The sequence below is a fragment of the Phyllobacterium sp. CCNWLW183 genome (genome assembly GCF_037203775.1).
Lineage (GTDB): Bacteria > Pseudomonadota > Alphaproteobacteria > Rhizobiales > Rhizobiaceae > Phyllobacterium > Phyllobacterium ifriqiyense.
In genome coordinates this window covers 14,047-33,362 of sequence record NZ_JBBCBN010000006.1, presented here as the reverse complement: position 1 = coordinate 33,362, position 19,316 = coordinate 14,047, and the positions used below count along the sequence as shown (strand labels likewise).

The 19,316-nt window shown below is 53.6% G+C and carries 23 protein-coding genes and 1 pseudogene; 6 read left to right on the top strand and 18 right to left on the bottom strand.

All coding sequences use genetic code 11. From position 1 onward, the window contains the following. Positions 1-8: 8 nt before the first annotated feature. The 7 genes from efeU to V9K95_RS14325 all read right to left on the bottom strand — a co-directional run bounded on the left by efeU (position 9) and on the right by V9K95_RS14325 (position 3,827). The gene (gene efeU / locus V9K95_RS14355; protein WP_336441282.1) at positions 9-848 is read right to left on the bottom strand and encodes an iron uptake transporter permease EfeU; all 840 of its coding nucleotides are present in this window, start codon (positions 846-848) and stop codon (positions 9-11) included. A 137-nt stretch (positions 849-985) separates the two neighbouring features. Beyond that, positions 986-1,198: a hypothetical protein gene (locus V9K95_RS14350; protein ID WP_336441283.1), complete on the bottom strand. Its 213-nt coding sequence runs from the start codon at positions 1,196-1,198 to the stop codon at positions 986-988. 685 nt (positions 1,199-1,883) lie between these two features. Beyond that, positions 1,884-2,207, bottom strand: coding sequence for a type II toxin-antitoxin system PemK/MazF family toxin (locus V9K95_RS14345; RefSeq protein WP_336441284.1), 324 nt, complete (start codon positions 2,205-2,207; stop codon positions 1,884-1,886). Next, positions 2,204-2,425 carry an antitoxin MazE family protein gene (locus tag V9K95_RS14340; RefSeq protein WP_336441285.1) on the bottom strand — a complete coding sequence of 74 codons (222 nt, stop codon included), beginning with the start codon at positions 2,423-2,425 and terminating at the stop codon, positions 2,204-2,206. Before V9K95_RS14340 ends, V9K95_RS14345 begins: the two co-directional genes overlap by 4 nt. Positions 2,426-3,006: 581 nt before the next feature. Then, positions 3,007-3,279, bottom strand: a complete 273-nt coding sequence (locus V9K95_RS14335) for a DUF982 domain-containing protein (protein ID WP_336441286.1) — start codon at positions 3,277-3,279, stop codon at positions 3,007-3,009. A 33-nt stretch (positions 3,280-3,312) separates the two neighbouring features. Next, positions 3,313-3,525, bottom strand: coding sequence for a hypothetical protein (locus V9K95_RS14330; protein WP_336441287.1), 213 nt, complete (start codon positions 3,523-3,525; stop codon positions 3,313-3,315). Continuing rightward, entirely contained in the window at positions 3,501-3,827 is a 327-nt protein-coding gene (locus V9K95_RS14325; RefSeq protein ID WP_336441288.1) for a hypothetical protein, read from the bottom strand. The genes V9K95_RS14330 and V9K95_RS14325 overlap by 25 nt, the downstream gene beginning before the upstream one ends. 2,324 nt (positions 3,828-6,151) lie before the next feature. Here V9K95_RS14325 and V9K95_RS14320 point away from each other — a divergent pair. Continuing rightward, positions 6,152-6,322, top strand: coding sequence for a hypothetical protein (locus tag V9K95_RS14320; protein ID WP_336441289.1), 171 nt, complete (start codon positions 6,152-6,154; stop codon positions 6,320-6,322). Positions 6,323-6,721: 399 nt separating this feature from the next. Here V9K95_RS14320 and V9K95_RS14315 read toward each other — a convergent pair whose 3' ends face one another. Next, positions 6,722-6,934, bottom strand: coding sequence for a hypothetical protein (locus V9K95_RS14315; protein ID WP_336441290.1), 213 nt, complete (start codon positions 6,932-6,934; stop codon positions 6,722-6,724). Between the two features lie 217 nt (positions 6,935-7,151). On the opposite strand from V9K95_RS14315, the gene V9K95_RS14310 reads away from it, so the two are divergent. The 3 genes from V9K95_RS14310 (at position 7,152) to V9K95_RS14300 (ending at position 8,132) form a co-directional block, all read left to right on the top strand. After that, positions 7,152-7,340, top strand: a complete 189-nt coding sequence (locus tag V9K95_RS14310) for a hypothetical protein (protein WP_336441291.1) — start codon at positions 7,152-7,154, stop codon at positions 7,338-7,340. Positions 7,341-7,412: 72 nt separating this feature from the next. After that, positions 7,413-7,703 (top strand): hypothetical protein, encoded by a 291-nt coding sequence (locus V9K95_RS14305; RefSeq protein WP_336441292.1) that lies wholly within the window; start codon positions 7,413-7,415, stop codon positions 7,701-7,703. 75 nt (positions 7,704-7,778) lie between these two features. Further along, a complete protein-coding gene (locus tag V9K95_RS14300) occupies positions 7,779-8,132 on the top strand; it encodes a hypothetical protein (RefSeq protein ID WP_336441293.1) in 354 nt (117 codons plus the stop codon). Between the two features lie 114 nt (positions 8,133-8,246). Here the strand turns inward: V9K95_RS14300 and V9K95_RS14295 are convergent, their stop codons facing one another. Then, the gene (locus V9K95_RS14295) at positions 8,247-12,248 is read right to left on the bottom strand and encodes an autotransporter domain-containing protein (protein ID WP_336441294.1); all 4,002 of its coding nucleotides are present in this window, start codon (positions 12,246-12,248) and stop codon (positions 8,247-8,249) included. A gap of 169 nt (positions 12,249-12,417) precedes the next feature. Here V9K95_RS14295 and V9K95_RS14290 point away from each other — a divergent pair, with 169 nt between their 5' ends. Next, positions 12,418-13,206 (top strand): DeoR/GlpR family DNA-binding transcription regulator, encoded by a 789-nt coding sequence (locus V9K95_RS14290; RefSeq protein WP_336441295.1) that lies wholly within the window; start codon positions 12,418-12,420, stop codon positions 13,204-13,206. A 391-nt stretch (positions 13,207-13,597) separates the two neighbouring features. Here the strand turns inward: V9K95_RS14290 and V9K95_RS14285 are convergent, their stop codons facing one another. The 3 genes from V9K95_RS14285 to V9K95_RS14275 form a co-directional block, all read right to left on the bottom strand. Beyond that, positions 13,598-13,984: a DUF5615 family PIN-like protein gene (locus V9K95_RS14285; protein ID WP_336441296.1), complete on the bottom strand. Its 387-nt coding sequence runs from the start codon at positions 13,982-13,984 to the stop codon at positions 13,598-13,600. Continuing rightward, positions 13,981-14,616, bottom strand: a complete 636-nt coding sequence (locus V9K95_RS14280) for a DUF433 domain-containing protein (RefSeq protein WP_336441297.1) — start codon at positions 14,614-14,616, stop codon at positions 13,981-13,983. Before V9K95_RS14280 ends, V9K95_RS14285 begins: the two co-directional genes overlap by 4 nt. Before the next feature lie 290 nt (positions 14,617-14,906). Further along, positions 14,907-15,119: a hypothetical protein gene (locus V9K95_RS14275; protein ID WP_336441327.1), complete on the bottom strand. Its 213-nt coding sequence runs from the start codon at positions 15,117-15,119 to the stop codon at positions 14,907-14,909. Here V9K95_RS14275 and V9K95_RS14270 point away from each other — a divergent pair. Next, positions 15,089-15,256 (top strand): annotated as a pseudogene (locus tag V9K95_RS14270) (IS3 family transposase); the annotation flags it as partial. The gene V9K95_RS14275 and the pseudogene V9K95_RS14270 overlap by 31 nt on opposite strands. A 291-nt stretch (positions 15,257-15,547) precedes the next feature. Here the strand turns inward: V9K95_RS14270 and V9K95_RS14265 are convergent. The 6 genes from V9K95_RS14265 to V9K95_RS14240 all read right to left on the bottom strand — a co-directional run bounded on the left by V9K95_RS14265 (position 15,548) and on the right by V9K95_RS14240 (position 19,316). Then, positions 15,548-15,802, bottom strand: a complete 255-nt coding sequence (locus V9K95_RS14265) for a PAAR domain-containing protein (protein WP_337345113.1) — start codon at positions 15,800-15,802, stop codon at positions 15,548-15,550. A gap of 128 nt (positions 15,803-15,930) precedes the next feature. Then, positions 15,931-16,542 (bottom strand): GNAT family N-acetyltransferase, encoded by a 612-nt coding sequence (locus V9K95_RS14260; RefSeq protein ID WP_336441299.1) that lies wholly within the window; start codon positions 16,540-16,542, stop codon positions 15,931-15,933. A 96-nt stretch (positions 16,543-16,638) separates the two neighbouring features. Further along, positions 16,639-17,121 (bottom strand): competence protein ComJ, encoded by a 483-nt coding sequence (gene comJ / locus V9K95_RS14255; RefSeq protein WP_336441300.1) that lies wholly within the window; start codon positions 17,119-17,121, stop codon positions 16,639-16,641. A gap of 3 nt (positions 17,122-17,124) precedes the next feature. Continuing rightward, positions 17,125-17,763, bottom strand: coding sequence for a NucA/NucB deoxyribonuclease domain-containing protein (locus V9K95_RS14250; RefSeq protein ID WP_336441301.1), 639 nt, complete (start codon positions 17,761-17,763; stop codon positions 17,125-17,127). Continuing rightward, positions 17,763-18,707, bottom strand: coding sequence for a DUF4123 domain-containing protein (locus V9K95_RS14245; RefSeq protein WP_336441302.1), 945 nt, complete (start codon positions 18,705-18,707; stop codon positions 17,763-17,765). The genes V9K95_RS14250 and V9K95_RS14245 overlap by 1 nt, the downstream gene beginning before the upstream one ends. Positions 18,708-18,722: 15 nt before the next feature. Then, positions 18,723-19,316 (bottom strand): PAAR domain-containing protein, encoded by a 594-nt coding sequence (locus V9K95_RS14240; protein ID WP_337345112.1) that lies wholly within the window; start codon positions 19,314-19,316, stop codon positions 18,723-18,725.

Below are 19,316 nucleotides of genomic sequence, written 5' to 3'. Positions count from 1 at the left end.
TCTTTCAATCAACGGGAAAATTTTGGCGATGCTGAAGGCGCGGGAGCACTTGCAGGGCGCAGGAAGAAGAAAAGGCTGATTAACAGAAAACCTATATAGACAATCGCTTCGCCAAGTGTCGGAGCATCCTGATAACCGAATATGCCTGACAGCAAAGTGCCAAGCGGGCTGGCAACCGGCAAAACACCGCTGAAATCGAAAAGAACCGTCTGAAAACTGTTCCAGACCCCGGCCTCATGGAAATGACGCAGTGACCCTGATAGGATGCCCGCAGCGACGATAATGATGAAAATTCCGGTCCAGTAGAAGAACCGGCGAAGATTGAGGCGGATACCGCCAGCATATATTCCGTAACCGATGACAATCGAGACGAGAATGCCTAACAATGCGCCAAGCGAAGCATCATTACTTGTGCTCTGCTGGAATATTGCGAGCAGGAAAAATACCGATTCCAGTCCTTCACGGGCCACAGCAAAGAATACCATGGCAATCAAGGCGGTGGTCTGGCCTGATGAATGCGCGAGCGCATTGTCGATGGACGCGTGAAGCTCGGACTTGATCGACCGTGCGGCCTTGCGCATCCAAAATACCATGGACAGCAATACGACAGCTGCAATAACGCCGACAATCGCCTCAAAGAACTCTTGTGCCTTTTGGGGGAACTCGGCGCTTACCAGCTGAAGACCCGCGCCGACAAAAAGCGAGAGTGCAACCGCGAGAAATATACCAACCCATACCGCAGGCATCCAGGCGCCACGTCCGGTCTGTTTTAGATAACTTGCAACAATCCCGACGATCAAAGCCGCCTCGATACCTTCGCGTAGCATTATCAGAAATGGAACGAGCATTAAATAACCTCAGCGCCTCATGCCTGTCTCATCCAGATGACAAGCAAAGCCGTCGGAGTCATAGACCGCCGCGAAAAACGAAGCAATAACAATATATTAGAAGAATTCTAATATATCTTTGGTCCAAAATTCATCAATCATTTCCATATGTTGACTAAGATTATCAAAATTCCATCCAAGGCCATTTGGTCATTGTCCAAGGTTTGCACCTTGATGGACTCGCGCCGCACGAGGATGGGCGGGAGCTGCTGGGCCTGCAAATGTTTGGCAGGCCGATTCAAACAGGCGGGACTTGCTGCGGCAAGAAAACTCATGCCGGTCAGGTGCGATTCTGCGATCATTGCACGCATACGTCGTTGCAAGGCTGTGGCGGTTCACACTCAATCCGCACGCTTTCAAGCGCGTAGCACATGGCGGGCGTAGACGGCATCCAGTGTCTCAACTCAGCGAGGTAAGCCTCGACAAAGGCATCGGCACTCAAGGCGGGTTGCCATTTCTGGCAGCTTTGGCCATGCAGCATCGACCTCAAGCCCCGATGGTGTGAATGCATTGAGGGGCTAAGCGCCCCCCAATGATGCGTTCCGCCTGCGGTTCGTGCCGGCCTGTCATCGCGGAGCACCAGCCGTTACAGTGAATGCCGCGACCCGGCCGCAATGGATGAGGAAAGCCGTGCCACTAGGTTCATTTCGAAGCCATTGTCGGTTCGTTCGCCCGGACAGAAGTGTAAGCAGCTTTGTATTCATATATAGGTTTCGCGGCCCGGGAATTCCCAGGCACACCTATTCCGCAAATTAAAGTCAAACAGGTGGCAGGTCAAAGCAGGCACACGCCTATGGCTCACCTGTAAAACCGTCTCGGATCTGGCGCAGGAGGGGTTGATCACCGATATCGCCGATAGGAAATAGGCAAGGTGGTTATTATGCTGCGAACACGCCAACGGCAAGGACAACGTGGTTATGTGCTATATCTGCAAAGATGTGGGCGGCCGGGCCGGTCTGCGAGTTCTCACCCAATCCACCTGATTTCTCCGACAGTTCAGGTGAAGCCCAGGAATAATGCTAGTGATCGATTGACGGAAACCATGGTTTCGTCATCAAGGTGGCCGAACGGCTCCCCGAGCTTGTCCCGCTTCACCGACATGGCTTTGTCCACCATGATCTGTGACGCCTTGCGGAGGCCGTTTCCTGGTGTTGGCTGAATAGTCAGGCGGATCAGCGGCGCGTCTACCGGCGTGCCGGACAACAGCAGCACCGTCAAGGTGCCAGTGCCGGAAAATTGGTCGGATTGGATGATGAGGGCGGGACGGGGTTTGCCAAAGTCTCCGGAGATGGCGACGGTTACGAGATCGCCGCGTCTCATTCTTCGCCCTCATCCAGATCGGTCAGCACTGCGTCCATGAAGTCCAGCAATTCCCGATCGGCCGCGTCGGCCTGCGCTACAAGCAGAGACTGACGGCGGCATTCCTCAGCAAACCCTGGTCGGCGCGTATCGGGAACCCATATTTGTAGCGGACGCAGCCCCGCAGCACGGAGGGCTTCCCTACGTTTGTGGACCCGTGCGTTGACAGGTGTTGGCATGGTGGCACCTCCTTGCAATTTCGTTACATGTAACGAAAAAGTACATCGTTGTCAAGGTAGAGCGTCCCGCTGTCGGAAGGCTTGGCAAACCATGTGAAAGTCTGTGGAACTGTAGTGGCAGATCACTTATCCTGAGCATGATGAACACCGGAAAATCCTACGGAACTGAAAAGCATTCAACGCGAATTACAAGACATTGGTAGAGGATCAACAGGCTGCTCCGCCTATAGCAGAATGTATCGCCACGGCTTAAGATTATGTGGCGTCCAGTCGTGTCTATGATCGTTTGGGCTTTACCAAGGCTGATATATCCAAAGCAAAAAAGAGACAAAATGGAATTGCTGTCTCGGGAGAAGCGCGAGCTCGCGCAGATGGCGCCTGGGTCAATATAACCCTAAATTGTGTTACCGCAAAGCGTAAGCTTTCATCAATTGAAATCAAGCGTTAGGGCGCCGTCGTCCAAGCCAGCTACCGCTCGGGCAGGGCCAAGACGACGACAGCCATCAGTACAATTAAGAGTATCCATGCTGCTTTCATGGCTTGCTCCTTAAGCGCGCGGCATATTGCCCTCACGACACTTCTCACGCTTGCCTGTTGCTGGCGGACTTAGCGGCTTCAATGTAAATATCTGCTTCCTTAGCTGCCTCGATGAACGTGGTGCGGGCAATGTCGGGAGATATCTCTCCATCGTACGCCTTTACGAGGGCGATCGAAGCAAGATCCAGTCGTTCACTTGGATTTCCCGGCCATTCTCGCAGGATGAATTCTGCCGCGCCCATTACAGACGTTATGCCTTTAACCACGCCCGACCGGCGGGTCATCACTGTTACTTCCTTGAAGGGTATGTCTCGCATGAGACGTGAAACGGATCCTGCCGGAATCGGTTGCTAGCCAATCCGATCTATCTGACCGTCGTGTAAAGAAAACACGCCGTCCTGTCCGCCCTGTTGATTGAAGTCCATTTCCAGCTCATCCCAGCGTCCCAGTAGTCCGCCGCAAGTGCTGCAATATATGGGGGTATGACTTGCCACGTCTTCCGGAATTTCCAGATAGATTGTGCCGCAATCCTTGCAGTCTAGTTTGTGGTCGAGTCTTTCCATTCCAATGTTTTCCAGTCGAAATACAGAGCTTCATCGCCCGCAATTATATCGTCGTTGTCAGCGGTCGATCCTCTTGCACGGGCGGCATCTACCAAGCTCATTTCCCGGTTCATTGCCAGCGAACTGAGGATGCCGGCAGAATGCATTCCTCCATCGAAGAACGTCATATTCGAGCGTGCCAACCGATTGGGCTTTACCTGAGGAATGTGGCCGATATGTTGATACGCCAGCTTGTACGCTGCTTCCATCACAGCCCAATCCTCAGCGGAGTATTTGTTAACGTGAATATCCTGGCCGGGCATTGGGCTCTCCTCGCAACATGACGAAGAGCACAGATGATCTCTCAAGCATCGAACGCCGAAATGTTGTCTCGATGCTGGTTTGACTCTACTCCTTTGCTGGAAAGAGTCCATCCAGCCGATAATAAGGAACTAACAGCGTTGCGGTGGGTTGTATGCCAAACCCAAAAAGGCAACGTTGTGAATGAGAACCATCCAAAGAAAAAGCGCGACAGCTTGATAAACCTGCGCAATCAGATCCATGAAGCTGAGTTCATGGACGCAATGCGATCGGCTTGGGCTCCCATAACAACAGACGATAAGTTTGCTGAACTACTGAACCGGTTGGATAGGGCCGAGAAAAAGCAGAGATGAATGCAATCATTCTGCCTGTCGTTAATCCAGTGTCTTGGCGGCGTGCGCCTTCCTCTTCTCAACGCGGGCCCGCCGATTTGTCGTGCGCCTGTCTTTACTCTTTCTACTTTCCAGCGATTTCTCGCGGTTAGCGGCCAAAGTGCTCAGAAGGTCGACATCCTGGATACCCCGATCAAAAAAGTCTGTAATCGTACGTGCCAGTCGTTCACTGTGTTCATGTTTTTGGGGATGGCGGTCCAAGCTTTGGGATGCCAAGTGATGGGCTTCAGTCAATATTTGCAATTGAGTGCTGGTATATCCATGTTTTCGGAGTATTTGGAAAAGCATGGGTTCTCCTGAAGCTGCACGTTACGGTCTGCCGTCGGTGACCCTCCACGACCCCGACGACATGACTGAAATGCGATGGGCGTGCGGTTGTTCCACTTCACGTTACTTTTGCTCGCGGTCATCTTTTCCCAAGCGAAGAAGCCGATCTTCAAGAGCTTATCCAACTCTTTAAACGCGTCATCTATGACCCGTCGGTCCTCCTTCCCGGTATAGTCGGGGGTAAACGTCAACTTGACCTCAAAACGTCTGAGGTAAAGCGGGATGGGCGAGGCCGGCGGCACGAGTAGGGTGGCGAGGGGACTTTGCTCCATTGTTGTGAACTCCAATCCTCCTGTTCATCCCTTTAATCCGAAGATGGGCCTGGCTCCCGACCCGTTTCCCGATGGCATTGGCCATGCCAGAGGCTATCTGCCAGAATGCCATCGACCCTATACCGGCGTATGGCTTCCGACATCACAGCGCGACTTGCATCAAGTCCCGATGCGGCTCCCATACCCCCCGGCAAGAACATACAACCCGCTTTACGCAGGACGGTTCCCCGCTCTTCAGGCTCTGGGAACTCCTGCTTAACGGTGGAGACCAGGAACCAGGTTCGACGGGATTATGGTGCCTGTTCTTTCCCGCTCCCGGCTGCTCCCCCAGAAGCACTTGGAAGGTGTTAATGGCTCGTTTGCCATTATTCAGACCGGAACCGGCCGTCGGGGGCCAACAGAGGGGGTGCCATTGAACCAACGCTATCGATATCATTTCAACGCTGAAAGATATTTCGTTCGACAACTCCGCCAGCATTGGGAAGCATGGTGTCATGACGGTGGTTGCCGCGAAAATGTAGGGGGCTGCGTGGCAAGACGACATCGCTCTTGATTAGGTCGCTGCGAGCACCAATGGCTGGACATGACATCGGAACTTGGCCCGTACCACATACCGAGCAGCCAGCTAAAACCCATCACAATTATACTCAACACGGCAGGTGGTGGGAAACTTAGCATAGGATCTGGATGACAATTCCGGGTTCATTGCAGATTTAGGCGAAGCGGACCCGACACGCTTTTGTTGCGAAAAGAACGCCGGGCCCATGTCGATAATGCCCCCACATCGACAAAGTGCAAACCCTTCCCGCCCTTGATGGTTCCAAAAGAAAGCCCAGCACTAAGACTGGGCAAATTAGGTTCCTGATAGATGGCGCTCGAAAGAGGGGTGGCTGAGCGCCATACTTCACAACTAGCAGGAATTAATTTAGTTCCAATATGTCGCAAGCGAGACCTGATGCCTATGGGACACTTCGGAGTGGGTGGCGCCGAGCCCCTAGCCGACTTGCGATCAGCATTCACCAAGAATAATACATTTCAAGGTTGACCACCATGACGAACAGTAGACGACGACGCGCGACCTATGCCCAATTACCCGACTTCAGAGAAGGGTGTGCGGTGCTCACACGGTATCCCGGTTCGAGTTCGACCGAGCAAGAGCGACCCAGACTGATGGACGCTGCGCCCAACACTCCGACAGCCAGCAGATAAGGCCAAACACGAGTGAGATAGGGTTTGTCTTCCGGGTCCATGCTCGTTCTCTACTGAACAGTTCGGATGAGAACATATGATCCTGCAATAATGAAATAGTCTTAAAAAACAACTCAGGAAAACATCATGAAACGAGTCAATCAGGGTGGACGGCTATCGCCGCACGTGGAGGCAAAGCATTTGACCGCCTACAAATATAATATGGATTGCTCAATATGCCGGCTTTCCAAGCGGGTAGAGAACCAAGGCAAGGACGTCGAAGACCTGATTTCAGTTCGGTTAATCTTTACCGGATGAGTTGCGACTCATTCAACGTGCATTGCCGTTATCTCGGCCGCTGCTGGTGTTTGCTTTACTGTTTCATCTTACAGCGCGCTCAGCAAGGGCCAGGGCGGGCTTGGCACTCGTCACGTCGCCGACTATCGCGAGCCCTCCCCAAACAAGCAAGATGCCATCGCTGGGTTAACGTGCCAGTATTGATACAGCCGTGAACACTGCAACTGCGGAAATGACGACAAGGAACACCAAGAGAAATCGCAAATAATGTGCTCTTCTTGTTTTTGAAGTTGCAGAATGCTCCGCCATCACATGCTCCTCCCAAACATGAAGCATAGCGGATGTGCATGTCAGTCGTGTGTATGAGCTAGCGACGCTTTGGACGCATCTGTGGATCCATGACGTGAAGATCAGGCCATCTCACTTGTTGGCGACGATACGGCCTTCCTCATCAAATTTTATTATCTTTCCCTCTTCGGCGCTGAACGCCAACTTGATTGCGTTCAGAAATTTTTCCGGGTCATCAACTGCAATGCGCACGGTTTTGTTTTTCTTGAACGGATTGAGGCCAGTGACACGAAGCGTCGCGGTTCTGTCATCGTATAAGATGGTTTCCAGTTCGCGGATGCGCATCGTTTTTCCCTCTCTGCCAATTAGCTGTTCCAGCTGGCATGCTAACTTAACTCGTTCACAGTCTGTTGTGTTTCAAGATATGGCACGATCATGAAAGCTACGACACTTGGGCGAAAGGACAGCTTGGTATTCGAGATGCCAACTATTTCGACAAGGTAATATTTTTTGGAACCATCCTCCACTGCGTCGGTTCGTTGCCAAACGCGTAAGCTGAGCAATGAACGACGACCAGAAAAAGCGGCTACTTGCTGATTGGCTGACAGACACCGCCCAATTGGCTGATTTGCGAGCGGCGGTAAAGCGCAGCAACCCAGCTATCGAAACCGATGATTGGTTCTCCGGATTGCTTCTCAGGCTCGAAGAGGCGGAAAATAAAATAATAGTGGCTGAAAATAAGGAGCTGTGATGTCCGGCAAATTTGCCTCGATTGGGCCGCAGGCAAAACAGATCTACTTTCAAAGGTGTCGTACCTCTCGAAATGGTAACGGCTGTCCAGACCACATTGGTACGTTTGGGGCAGCGTGAAGTCAGGGATTCAATCGAGCGTGAGCGAGATCTCAGGTTCTTGTCGGCGGCCTATGGGGCGCTCGCCAACAGCGGCAATGCGGCGAATGGCTTGTTCATGCCTTCTCAAGCCTGCAAGACGTGGCGGCGACCGGACGCTGATTGCGACGGACGATTACTCGTCGTGGCTGTCGTTTGTGGGGACGCCCACTACTTCTTTCCAAAGACAGATAAATGCACCGCACTCGCGGCAATGGACAGGTGAATCAGGGAACTCTTCGACGGGGATTTCCGTGAAGATCGCGTCGCATTCTTTGCAGATAATTAGTTTGGCAAGCTTTTGCATGTACTGCTGATCCAGAAACAGATGCAGGAGCTAGATGTTGTTACACAGCAGCGGCGGCAGGTGTTATTTAAAGTGGAACATTATTATCATGTTTACCATATTTTAAATTCATTGCGAACGCCCACTCGGAATCTTGCCGAACTGCTTTCCAATATGCTCGCCGCTAGCCTGATGTTATTGCAATCTCGTCAGGTGGATGTATTTGGACTTATGCGGAAACGGCAAAGGTCGCTGCTGCGCCTGCAAAACAGTTTCGCAAATGTTCGGTCAGCGGATAATCGGAATTCTTGCTTCAAAGAAGCGCTTTCACTTGGAAAACGGTTAGGGAAAACCGACGCCAGTGGATGACTTAAAAGCTGGGCCTTGTGTGGTCCCAGCTTTTAATCATTTTCAAACCGTCCGACTTAACAGGATCAGTTTAGTGCCTTTTAAGCGTTCGGGACTTTGACCACTCAAACTTGGTTAGAATTTAACGCTGAACCGTGCATCCACACCGTTCTGCTTCACATCCGAGCCGAACTGGCCGGTGTAGGAAACCCCAAGCGTGGTCTGATTGCCAAGCTTCATGTCGAAACCGGCTTCAATAAGACCCGTGTCCTTTGCAATCGGAACGCCTGCAATTGTGAAGGTGTTTCCGCCGTCGAAGGCGAGCGTCGAGACGGGTGTGGTATCGCCATAGGCATGGCGCCACCCCACCGTGGCGCGCGCTTCTGCCTTTACGTTACCTAGCGTGAAGGGTGCAGAGCCCCGCAAACCCAGCGTGGTGAAGGTCGTGCTGGTCGTCTCGCTTTTTGCCGTCAACGCCGCCGAGCCGCCACTCTCGCTGAAGCCATCTGTCTTTATCCGCACATGGGCGAGATTGGCGAAAGGCTCGAATGAAACGCGCTTTGTGTCGATGCGGTAGCCCAGTTCGCCAAAGGTCTGGAACGTTCCGGCGTCATAGTCGGCCTTAAGACTATCCTGGAGGCCGGGAAAGGCCACCGTGCGGGACGTTTCTACCGAATGCCAGCTATAGGCAAGGCCGGAGCGGAATGAGAGAGCATCGAAACGCCCACCGCCATAGACACCGACATGATAATTGTCGCTCTCACCGGAACCCTTCGCATCGAAGGTCGAGCGGCTGTACCCGGCCAGTGCACCCAGGCGCCAGTTTGTTGCGACCGCGGTATCGAAGCCGGTGACGAATCCGCCGGTTACTTGATCGAGAGCGGAAGCGTTGCCGTCGCCCTTCGTCTCGCTCCAAGTGCCGAAGGCATTGCCCCACGCTGCCATGGCAGGCCCATCGCTCGGCACTCCAAGCGGCTTGGTATCCGGCCCAAAGCTCATCACCGGCACTTCCACCGCCGCCACATCGTTGAAGGCTGCTCTGACCCGGTCGTTTATCGCGTTGCGGATCAGATGACTGTCATTGATGAGTGCGGTTTTGGCGGAGGCGTGTATCTCTCCTGAAAGCTGACTGAAAGCCACGCGCGCATTCGGCGCGCTGTCCTGCAATACAACGGTGTCGAAGACTTTGTTACCCGCGCCGAGGGCCTCGACAGCTGCAGCGGTGGCTTTCTCGTTGCGTGTGATGCCAACAGTGGAGAAGGCAATATCGTTGCGGGCGATATCGAGATAGACACTGCGTGGGGCGTAAGCGAGGTCCATATCAACGAACGGCATGTTCTGGCTCAGATCGGCGAACCTGCCGGTAATGCCGTCACCGGCTGAAAGGATCGCATAGCGCTGTCCTGGCATATAGGTCCCGGCGAGCTTGGCAATGTAGATATCGCCGCCTTCAAGTGTAACCTTTCCGCCTGCCGAAACCTTGTCGCTGGATCCGCCCGGCGCGATATTGACAAGATAGGTCGAACCGTTCTTGAGCACCAGATCGCCTGAAATCGAAAGCGTGCCGATACTGTTGCCGGGAGCGAGCGTCCCACCACTCGCAACTGTCACGCCGCCTATGGTGCCCGCACCGCCGAGCGTCCCGCCCGCCGCCACGTTTACCTGGCCTGCAAGACGCGCACCGGAATGATCCTTGTCGCCGACGACAAGCCCGCCGCCATTGACCGCCGTTGCGCCGGTATAGCTGTTCGCGCCATTCAAAATAATCCAACCTTCGCCGCTCTTCGTCAGTCCGCCTGTTCCCTCGACCGTGCCATCAAAGCGGGTATTGAGTGTCTGATTGAGGTCAAGGGTGGCGCTGCCGAGCTTTACCGTGCCGCCTTTGCCGGACAGCGAGGAAGCCACGAGATCGAAATTGTTGAGATCGAGCACACCCGCGTTGACCGCATAGGGTGTACTGTCGACGAAAGCCTTGGCCATACCGGCGCGCAAGGTACCAGCCGCAACCACGGTGCCGCCGGTATAGGTATTGGCGGCCATAAGGTCGAGCACGCCCACGCCGCGCTTCTCCAGAATTCCTGGGCCAGAAATCGCCTGAACCATAGCGACGGGCACGGCTGGATCCGAGACATCAATCCAGCCCATTCCTTCCAGGCGGACGGCCTTGTCGATCCTGGTCACAGGGGCGGTCCAACTGGCCCATTTGTCTTCCGGCCCCGCCGTGCGGATGCCACCATTGGCGAGCGTGATGGTGCCATCGGCTGAACCCAGCGCCTCATTTTCGTCGATTGCGACTGTCTTGCCGTCGGCGATCACAATATCCTTGAAGCGGCTGTGATCATCCACGCACATATCTCGTGCGCCTTGCAGGGAAAGATGCTTGACATCACCGCAGGCGAGTTGAAGTTTCAGCGGTGCGTAAGGATCATTTTCAAAATCAATACCCGTCAGCCGCTTAAGCTCAGCCCGCGCTGCCGGGTCATCGAGGTTGAGGGCGGTTCGCAGTTCCTCCCAGTTTTTCTGGACCTTGGTGAAGTCGCTCGTTACGGTCTGGAACGTCACATCCGCCTTCACGTGGTCCATGAGGATATATCCCCAATCCTCCCAGCTTAGGTCGGTGTAAGCGGCTTTGCCGGGATACTGATCGCGATGCGCCTCGAAATAGCTCTTGATGACGGTGCGATAATAGCCGTCGCCTGTTGAATCGAGCAGTTCACTGCGGCGTTGGTTGAAGAGTTCCATCTTGTCTTCGGGAATAAAGGGCTTCAACTGTTCGAGAAACCCGGGGGCGGTTCCGTCCCGGTCGTAGATTGCATTGGAAACCAGATATGCCAGCTGATCCTGTGTGATGGCTTCTTGCGGGACTGTTTCCGGCAGCCGATAAATTGGTGTGCCGTTGGCATCCGCCAATTGTCCGAGATAAACGTCGGTGCGGTTGTTATTGCGCGAAAGCCTGAACTCGCCCGCGCCATCGAAGCCGCTGGCGCCGCTGTCGAAAATCAGTTGCACCTTGCCATCCGCATCAGGGATTTCTTGCACACGGGGACCGTTCCAGCGCAGTTCATGGGCTACCGCCTCATGGTCGGAGAGGGGAATTCCGTTGGGAGCGACGCTTACCGATTCGCCAAGAACGCCGCCGACATATTGGTCATTGGGCTTGTCCTCCAGCTTCCACCATTTGGCATAAGGACGAGACGCTACGAAATGATCGATCTGGGTACGCCCCCAGGAGGGCCATTTGAACGCTTCGTCGTCCTCGCCGATGCTGGGCCACGTCGTGCTTCCATCTGCCAACTGATGCGGAGCGAACTTTTCCCGGTCCTCCGGGTTTTGAAGAATTTGATAGTCCTTCTTGAGAATATTCATCGTGTTGGGCGTATTCCCGGCCACAGGATACATCTCGTCAGTAAAAAGACCGGTGGGACGCGTCTGGGAAGTCTTGTTGATGTAAGCTTCGGCTGCTTGATACTCCGCCGAGCCGATGGGATGGTTGCGCGCGACATATTGCAACGCCCACGCCTTGTAATCTGCATTACCGGTTGATCTTGCCTGGTCCAGCATCAGTTCCTGCTGAGGCACCTCCAGGAGGCCGCGTTCTGAAATATCGCCCGCGTTGAAATCACCCGTCATGAGGATGGGGTCGACCTCGCTTCTGGCCCAGTCATTGAGTTCCTTCGCCTCCCTGACGCGGTGATCGAATGGATCATCCCAATAATTCAGGTGCTCGGTGGCAACGATAGTCACCGGACGCCCGCCATCGGCGTCTATTTTGATAAAGGGTGTTTTCTGCACGCCACCCAGTCCGGTCGTCATTGGCAATGTCGACGCCAGCCCGGTGTCGCTATTGCTATGCAACAAATAGGATGGAAGCTTGGCCACAAGGTCACTGCCGTAGGCGCCGTTGTATTCCTGGATCGTGATCACATCGTATTTGCCGTTGGCAAAGAGATCCCAGGCCGTTGGGTTGAGATTCCTTGCCCCCCAGGTGTTGAGAGAAATGATCCGGAGCGTATTATCGCCTGCATCAGCGGCAAGCGCCGTCATCGCGGTTCCTGCTTCCAGAACCATGACAGCGCTGGCAAGAACGCCGATCCTGGCGGCTGACATCATCCGGTTGTTTTTTGGCTTTTTCGACATAAGGCGGCCCTGCGCTAAGAGTTGTGGAAGACGTAGTAATGATGTTGTTTTGGCAACATTAGTGATCATCTATGTCAGTTTGACAACATTGATGGGGAGAACCTTGCATTCACCAAAATTAGGCAGCAAATAGCTGTGGGCGCAGATTCAGAAAATTACAGGAAATGGCATGACGAGCGGGGAAGCCGTAGCCGGCGAGGGCGGCCAGAAAGAACATCGACAGGCTTTTCTCCTGCGCTATATCGAACGAAACCATTACATTTCGATTGACGAGATCACGCGGCTTTTTTCGGTGACGACGCAGACAGCGCGCCGCGATATCATGGCTCTCGAACAATTGGGCAAAGTGCGCCGGCTGCATGGTGGAGCGGCGATATCAACGCCGGTCGATCCGGTAATCTACCGCCAGAGACGCGTTGATAATGCGCCCGAAAAGGAGAGAATCGGCGCAATTGTCGCCGGTATCGTTCCCGATGGCGCGGCAGTCTTCCTCGATTCTGGCACGACCTGCGAGGCAATCGCCCATGCGCTTGTCAGGCGGCGCGATCTGCGCGTGGTAACGTATAGTCTGCGTGTCGCCACCATCCTCAGCGAGAATTCAAACTTCGTGCTGGCCATTCCAGGCGGTTTCGTGCGGCCTGTGGATGGCGGGGTCTTTCGCGAGGACACAGCCGAATTCATCCGCAAGTTCAAGTTCGACTATGCGGTCATTTCAGTCAGCGGCATTGATGATGATGGTGATATTTGCGACGACGATCATGGCGAGGTCTCCGCCGTTTCGGCGGCCCTTGCACAATCGGACCGAACGTTGCTGGCGGTCGATAGCAGCAAATTTGGCAAACGCGCTCTTGTCAAGCTTGGCTCACTGCAGGATGTCGATATCCTCGTGACGGATTCGGTCCCGGACGGACCGCTGGGCGATAGGATCAGACAAAGTAGTATCGAGATTCATGTTTGAAGGATGTGCGCCAGGAGAGGGCAAGAGGATGCGTTGCCTACCGCCTTCAGCCTGTCTGCGATCTCCCCCGGGGAGCCGGGAGTCTCCTGAATATCTCCCACGAGCAGGGGTCGGCCCTGCAGTGAGTGAGACCGACCGAAGTTGGACTAACCCAGTCCAGACGCTGCCCAAACCACCAATTGCAAAAGTACTATCAAAGCTGCGCTTCGATTTCATTTTTATCAATAACAGACCATACCTTGATAATTTTGCTGTTGGTGCACTTGCCGTGTCTATAGCGACGCTATTGAACGTAAGAAGCTATTACAGAATTTTCGGCGGTTTGGGCTTACACCCCCTGCAAGTAGCACTTTTCTTCGAGCATTCGCTATTGCATGGAACTTGTTTGCGATTAGCAAGCATCAGGGCTCGCAAGGGTGTATCTGGTCATGACGACGTCGTCATCCTCTAGCGTGATTTCGATTACCTCGTTAAGCAGTTCCTCGGTGCTCACCAGCTCCTCCAAAATCGCATCGAACAGCTCGCGCTGGCGGGCGGGTAGCACCTGAGGAACGATGATAACGAGCCCCGCATGCAGTGCTTCCTTCGCATACAGTTTTCGGAAGTCTCGTGCATTGTTCGTGACAAAAGTAAAATCGCCCTCAATGATCCTCGGCATCAGGTCCCAATCGGTCTCACCGCTCAAGCCAAGCCAGTTCACATGAAAGCAATCGTGGCCATGGTTTTGCGCCACGGCCACGAGCGTGGTGTGAAGGCATTCATCGACCAAAAACTTCACGAAGAAACACCTGACGATCTCGGCCCTGGCTCGCTCTTGGGGGAAAGGCGCTTCGTCGATTTTACCTTCAACCCATGTTCCGAGAGCTTTTTGGGACGGCCGCGTGCCGGATGAGCAGCTGTCCAGATTTCGGCAAACTCGACCATACGCGCTGTAATAGAGGGATACCCCTCGAGCAGCTCCTCGGTGCTGGCGCCCTGGGCCTTCATGGCGGCAATCGCCCGTGCTGGCACACGCGTTCCTTTGAAGACCGGCTCACCACCAAGCACGCCCTTGACGCTCTCGATGACCGTTTCAGCCTCTCTCAGGGCATCTGCGCGTGCAGCAAGCTGTTCCCTCGCCCGTGCGACATCGACGATCAAATAATCGTCGGCCCGCACGGTTGCTGCCGAAGGGTCACTCTTGATTGCTTCAAACAGTCGCTTGCGGCGCTCGGCAGTCAGGATGGAACCCACGCCGTACCACAACTTGAGACGCAATAGATCATCGTCGGTAAGCGCACGTCCGCCCTGATGGTTGGCAACACGGCTTTCAATGATCCGCTTGTCGATAGCGTTATGCACAGACTTGACACCGATCTCACTGACCGCAGCGGCCTGGGCTGGTGTATATTCTCGCTGAAAGGCAACCATTAATCATTCTCCTTGTGGAGAACATATATGACAATCTAGCACGATTGTAAAGATTGTTCCGAAATGCATGGTGCAGCAGAGATTGCCATCGATTGCACGACGAGATTCCAGAGATCACCCTTCACCCGAATTGGTGCCACGTAGTCGTGGCTACCCTTGCCGGACAATCAGAAGAGCTGACATGGCACTCGCTATTGCTCCCAGCCCAACCACACCAAGCGACAAGACGTAATCGATCATAAACATAGGAAATTGGCCGCTTTTGATCCTAACAACAACATCGTCCCAAATTATGCCGCTAGTGCGGTTTGGTTAAGCGAGGCTTCGGCCAGGACCGACAATGCCTTATCGGTCGCTTCCTCTTCGTTGAGCGTTGCAACCAGCAATTCGTGGGCGTTGGTGTCCCGCCGAGCTTTACCATTTCTCCAGCTCAGTAGGCTCGCCGCGTCTAGATGGATAAAGCGGCGTGTTTCGCCCGCACTCAGGCCTCGGTTGGTTGACACCTGCCGAATTCGCTCAGACCATCAACCCGCGACTTGATGCGGTGCTGCGCAGCCGAAATGGCTTCGTACCGCAGCCCGCAGCTACCGCAACTCAAGCCGAAACTAAAAACCGCCGGAGCGAACTCAGAATTGGATAAAACTGGGGCATGGTCACCGTGGCAATTATCGATGATGAACTGTCGATCCGGGAATTCAGAGAAATCAACGAATCGGTATCTGAAAACAGAACGGCGCGTTCTCGTATACAATTTATCTGGCCGCATTTGTTACCAAAAGCAAAGCGGTCACTAAAGATTCGAGATTACAGAACCGTGCCATTGCCAGCAGATGCTTTTTAGCTGTCCTGGTACTTTTGAAAATGAATACCGGGAAGCGGGTCCAGTTGACGCCGGACGGCGTGCGGCTTCAACTTATGGGAACGCACTGGATCACTCAAACTTTAGCCAACTAATACCCTGTACTAGCTTTCCGCCATGCTCACATCCATCATTAACTCGTGCTACCTTCTGGCCACCAATCTTTGCAACCGAAGAGCCTTCGGTAATGGCTGCTGTTGTCGGCACACCACTACACAGACATTTTGATCCGACGGTCGCAATCGGGATACCGTTGAGCTTAACAAAGCTCTGGGCTGTCGAGATCACGGGGCCACCAACATGTGGCCTCGGCCCCGGATCAACCATTGGGCAGGTATGCATATGTCCTAAAAGTGAAACGGGGTGGCCCATGATTATTCGTTCCAATTGTTCAATCAAGTTTTCACAAATCGCTGCCAGTTTGCTCAGTTAGGGTAAAAAGATACAACCTACGGTCACCGATGCTTAGCGTGCTCCCCAGAGGGGGCCTTTCTAGCCAATTGGCTGTCAGGTTCCATCTGATGGTCTGCCTCCTGATGAAGCAGTACGCAATCCCTTTTTTCAAGCGAAATCTGCGGGTGAACTCGATGTGCGGGCAGTATCCTCTGTTGCTTGATATTTACCTTCTCAAGTGTATGGATAAGTGCTGCATGCTCTGCGTCGATAATTGTCCAGGCGTGGCGTAGTTCCAGCGCCGTAATGATCGCCTGCATAGCCTCGGTGGCAAGACCCCTACCACTTTGTTTGGGAGACATCAGCCCACCTAATTCCTCATCGGGGCCAACTTGGATAAACCCGATAGGGACACGTGGATCGGACCGGTTTGCTCCCACGTAAGTACGAAGTCCCCGGTCACGGGCCTCACGCCATTCAACAATAGCGAAATGGGTGTCGGCATCAGTGAAAGGTCGGAACGGACTGAAGTGACAAGTAACGGGATCCGATAAAAGCGCGTGTAACCCCGATGCGTCGGAATAGACTGGCTGGCGCAAAATCAAACGCGGGGTTTCAATCCGTTCCGGATCACCTTGGCTGGAAAATATCGAAGTCTGTGTTTCTTGTGTCATTTAACCATCACCCAACGAAACAGGTTATTTTCCTCGGACATGCTTCTCTCTACAGAGTTCATATTCATGAGCAGAGTACGACCTGTAGTCATTGCACTACCTCGCTGGAACGGCATTCTTGTCCAGAGGAAGATCCACGTTCATCTCCGCATCCGCTAGTTTAATCTCAAACAGGGGTGCAATACTTTTGGCAAAAGTCAGTCTTATAAATTTTTCGTAGGTAACGCCATCTTTGATACCTCCATCGAGCAGCTCAAATGTCAGCTGATATTTTCCAGCACCAAGTACGGTGGTCCGCTCGTCCATGATGGATCCGATAACCACTTTGTCTTCCGGTATATCGAAAGGTACCAAAATCACACGCGTAGGTTCCCCGGAAAGGTGACTTTTTTCTTGTTCTGTGAGCACCTCAACAAAAACAGCATTGCCGTGTGGCACAGCAAAGGAAACACTACCTTCGCGCCAGGAAAACCCTTGCGTATATTGCCGATCGTTCCAGTCATTGAAAGGGTTCTCCAGATCGGGATCAAACACGGCGATCTGCGCGTAGCTTATGGTGAGAGGAAAGCGTTCGGTCATTGTTTATGGTCCTATTACTATTGTAGCTTTGCACCCGTCCGGATATCTTGTTGGCGGTCTCAACTGGTTGCCGATCGATGCACCAGATCCCATATTATCGCTGGCTGTGATGTTACGCACACTCGCTCCCGCACCGCCTTCCAAAAACATTGCTGGCGGATATTCGTCCGGCTGCTTCCCCGGTTCTCGAGGAAATCTGCCTGTTGAAGCCTGTCGGCGAGCGTTAGCGCCTCCTCTGTCGATCGTCAATGTCATGGGTTGACCTGCCGCTTGCGCGTCGAGGATATGATTTGCACTTTCGGGGTAAGCCGACTGTGAGACAACTACAGTTTTATGACAAGGGCATTTTCCAGTACTACAGGCGGCGGCGGCCGTCGCCGCCAACCCCTTTGCAATTTCCTGGGCTTTTCTCATCTGCTCCGCCCTCTGTCCCGGGGTCAGGGCTGGAGAAATAGCTCCGGCTGCGACAGAATTGACGGGCGTGTCGCCGGTTAAGATGAGGCCCGTGCCCACAACGGCCGCGCCAGCGAGCAAAGTTCCGGTCGATATCGTTGCGCCAGTCGCGGCTGTTCCCGCGAGGACGGTGCCGCCACCTGCTCCTGCTCCCGCCAGAACGGGAACCCCCAAACCGAGAAAAGGCATCAACTAACCTCGTCAATTGTACTTGCAAGTCGATTCATTTGATGAAGAAGAGTTTCGACATTTTCATCCGGCGTACCCGGTCCGGATAGCAAGAATGCTCGGATCTTAGGTTGATGTTCGAACTGATCTCCACTGGCGAGCATCATATATCCCCAGATGCTCAATGATCGTTCTTGCGTCAGCCCCAGTTTATTTCCCGATAGTTCATAGCGCAAAACTCGGCTGTTCAGCTCTTGCTCGCTCATTGTCGCTGTGTCGTGCGGCGCCATATCTCTGAGATTCTTGGACATCCGATGGCAGTAAGACGCTTGGTGCCGGGCTTCAATAGTTTCAAGCTGATCAGCGTAGATAGTCAGAGTGCCACGCGTGGCCTTTGGAAGACCCTCTGGCCTTGGCACGCATGTGAGTCCACCATTGTCAGCGGCATTCATGAAAATCGATTCTGCAGGTCCGAATAGATAAGCGAATTGCTTTACGTCGAACAACCGGGCGATAGGGGCAAGAACGTTAGGATCCCAGTGTCGGAACAGCGCGCGTTCATATTTAACGGGTTTGCCTAGGTCACCGTCATTATTCGGAATGCGGGTGTCAGGTATCAGGACTTCATTGATACTTCTCAAGTGCTGCCACAATGCCTGCTCACCTTCAGGACAAGACCAGAACACGGCACATGGTCGCTCGATCGCCAGTTCTTCGATATGGTTGCGCGTGCGTCTGTCGTTAAGTGCGACCATCCACGGCCCGTCACGACGTATGTCTTCATCGCCGCCTCTGAGGAATAGCGACCGGCTTGAAATACCGGCATCAGCAAGCTCGTCTTCGAGATCATCGAAGTGACTACCGTCGAGAACGGCGAACAACGGCGAAGCCAAGGTATCCAGCGCCGCACGAAAGGTGCGTGCAGTGTTTTCGGCATCGGGTTGATTACCTGGGAATATTTCCACGACGATCTTACGCCCTTACAAATGATGCATTTGATTGTGACATCTTCTTGAGGCAGCCTGCTCCCTTGCCCGGTCCGCCTTTTTTGAAGTTGATGGCGTTGCATCAGCATAGATTTCCCATGTCTTGGCCTCGCCATGATATTTTTCACCGGAAACAATATTGTAAAACTGGCCAACTTCTATCTTGATCGTTTCGCCGACCTTGGTGTTTTGCTCTTTGCCGATCTGGGTGAAGTGGGTTGATCCAATATTCGTTACCTTGCCCACGCCGATCTGCTCGGCTCTGGCAACACCGATAGTGTCGGATTTGAAATTGCCGACGTTGGTGTTCATGATACCAGCAAGTTGGAACAGTGCACCGGTGGCTTGCCCCATGCCATCGTGGGATTCGAAATGATCATCAACGCGTAAAGCGTTCAGGCCATTTATCCAGACGTTGGGGCTGCCTTCAATTGCAGGTGTCGGGGGGAAATGGCAACTGTGTTCTGAGCCGGTGTCAATCTTTCTTGCTGCTTTGGGCATCTTGCAACTAGTCCTGACCTTGACGAAACTCTGGGCGGTCGAAATCACGGGCCCACCAACATGAGGGCGAGGGCCGGGATCAACCAT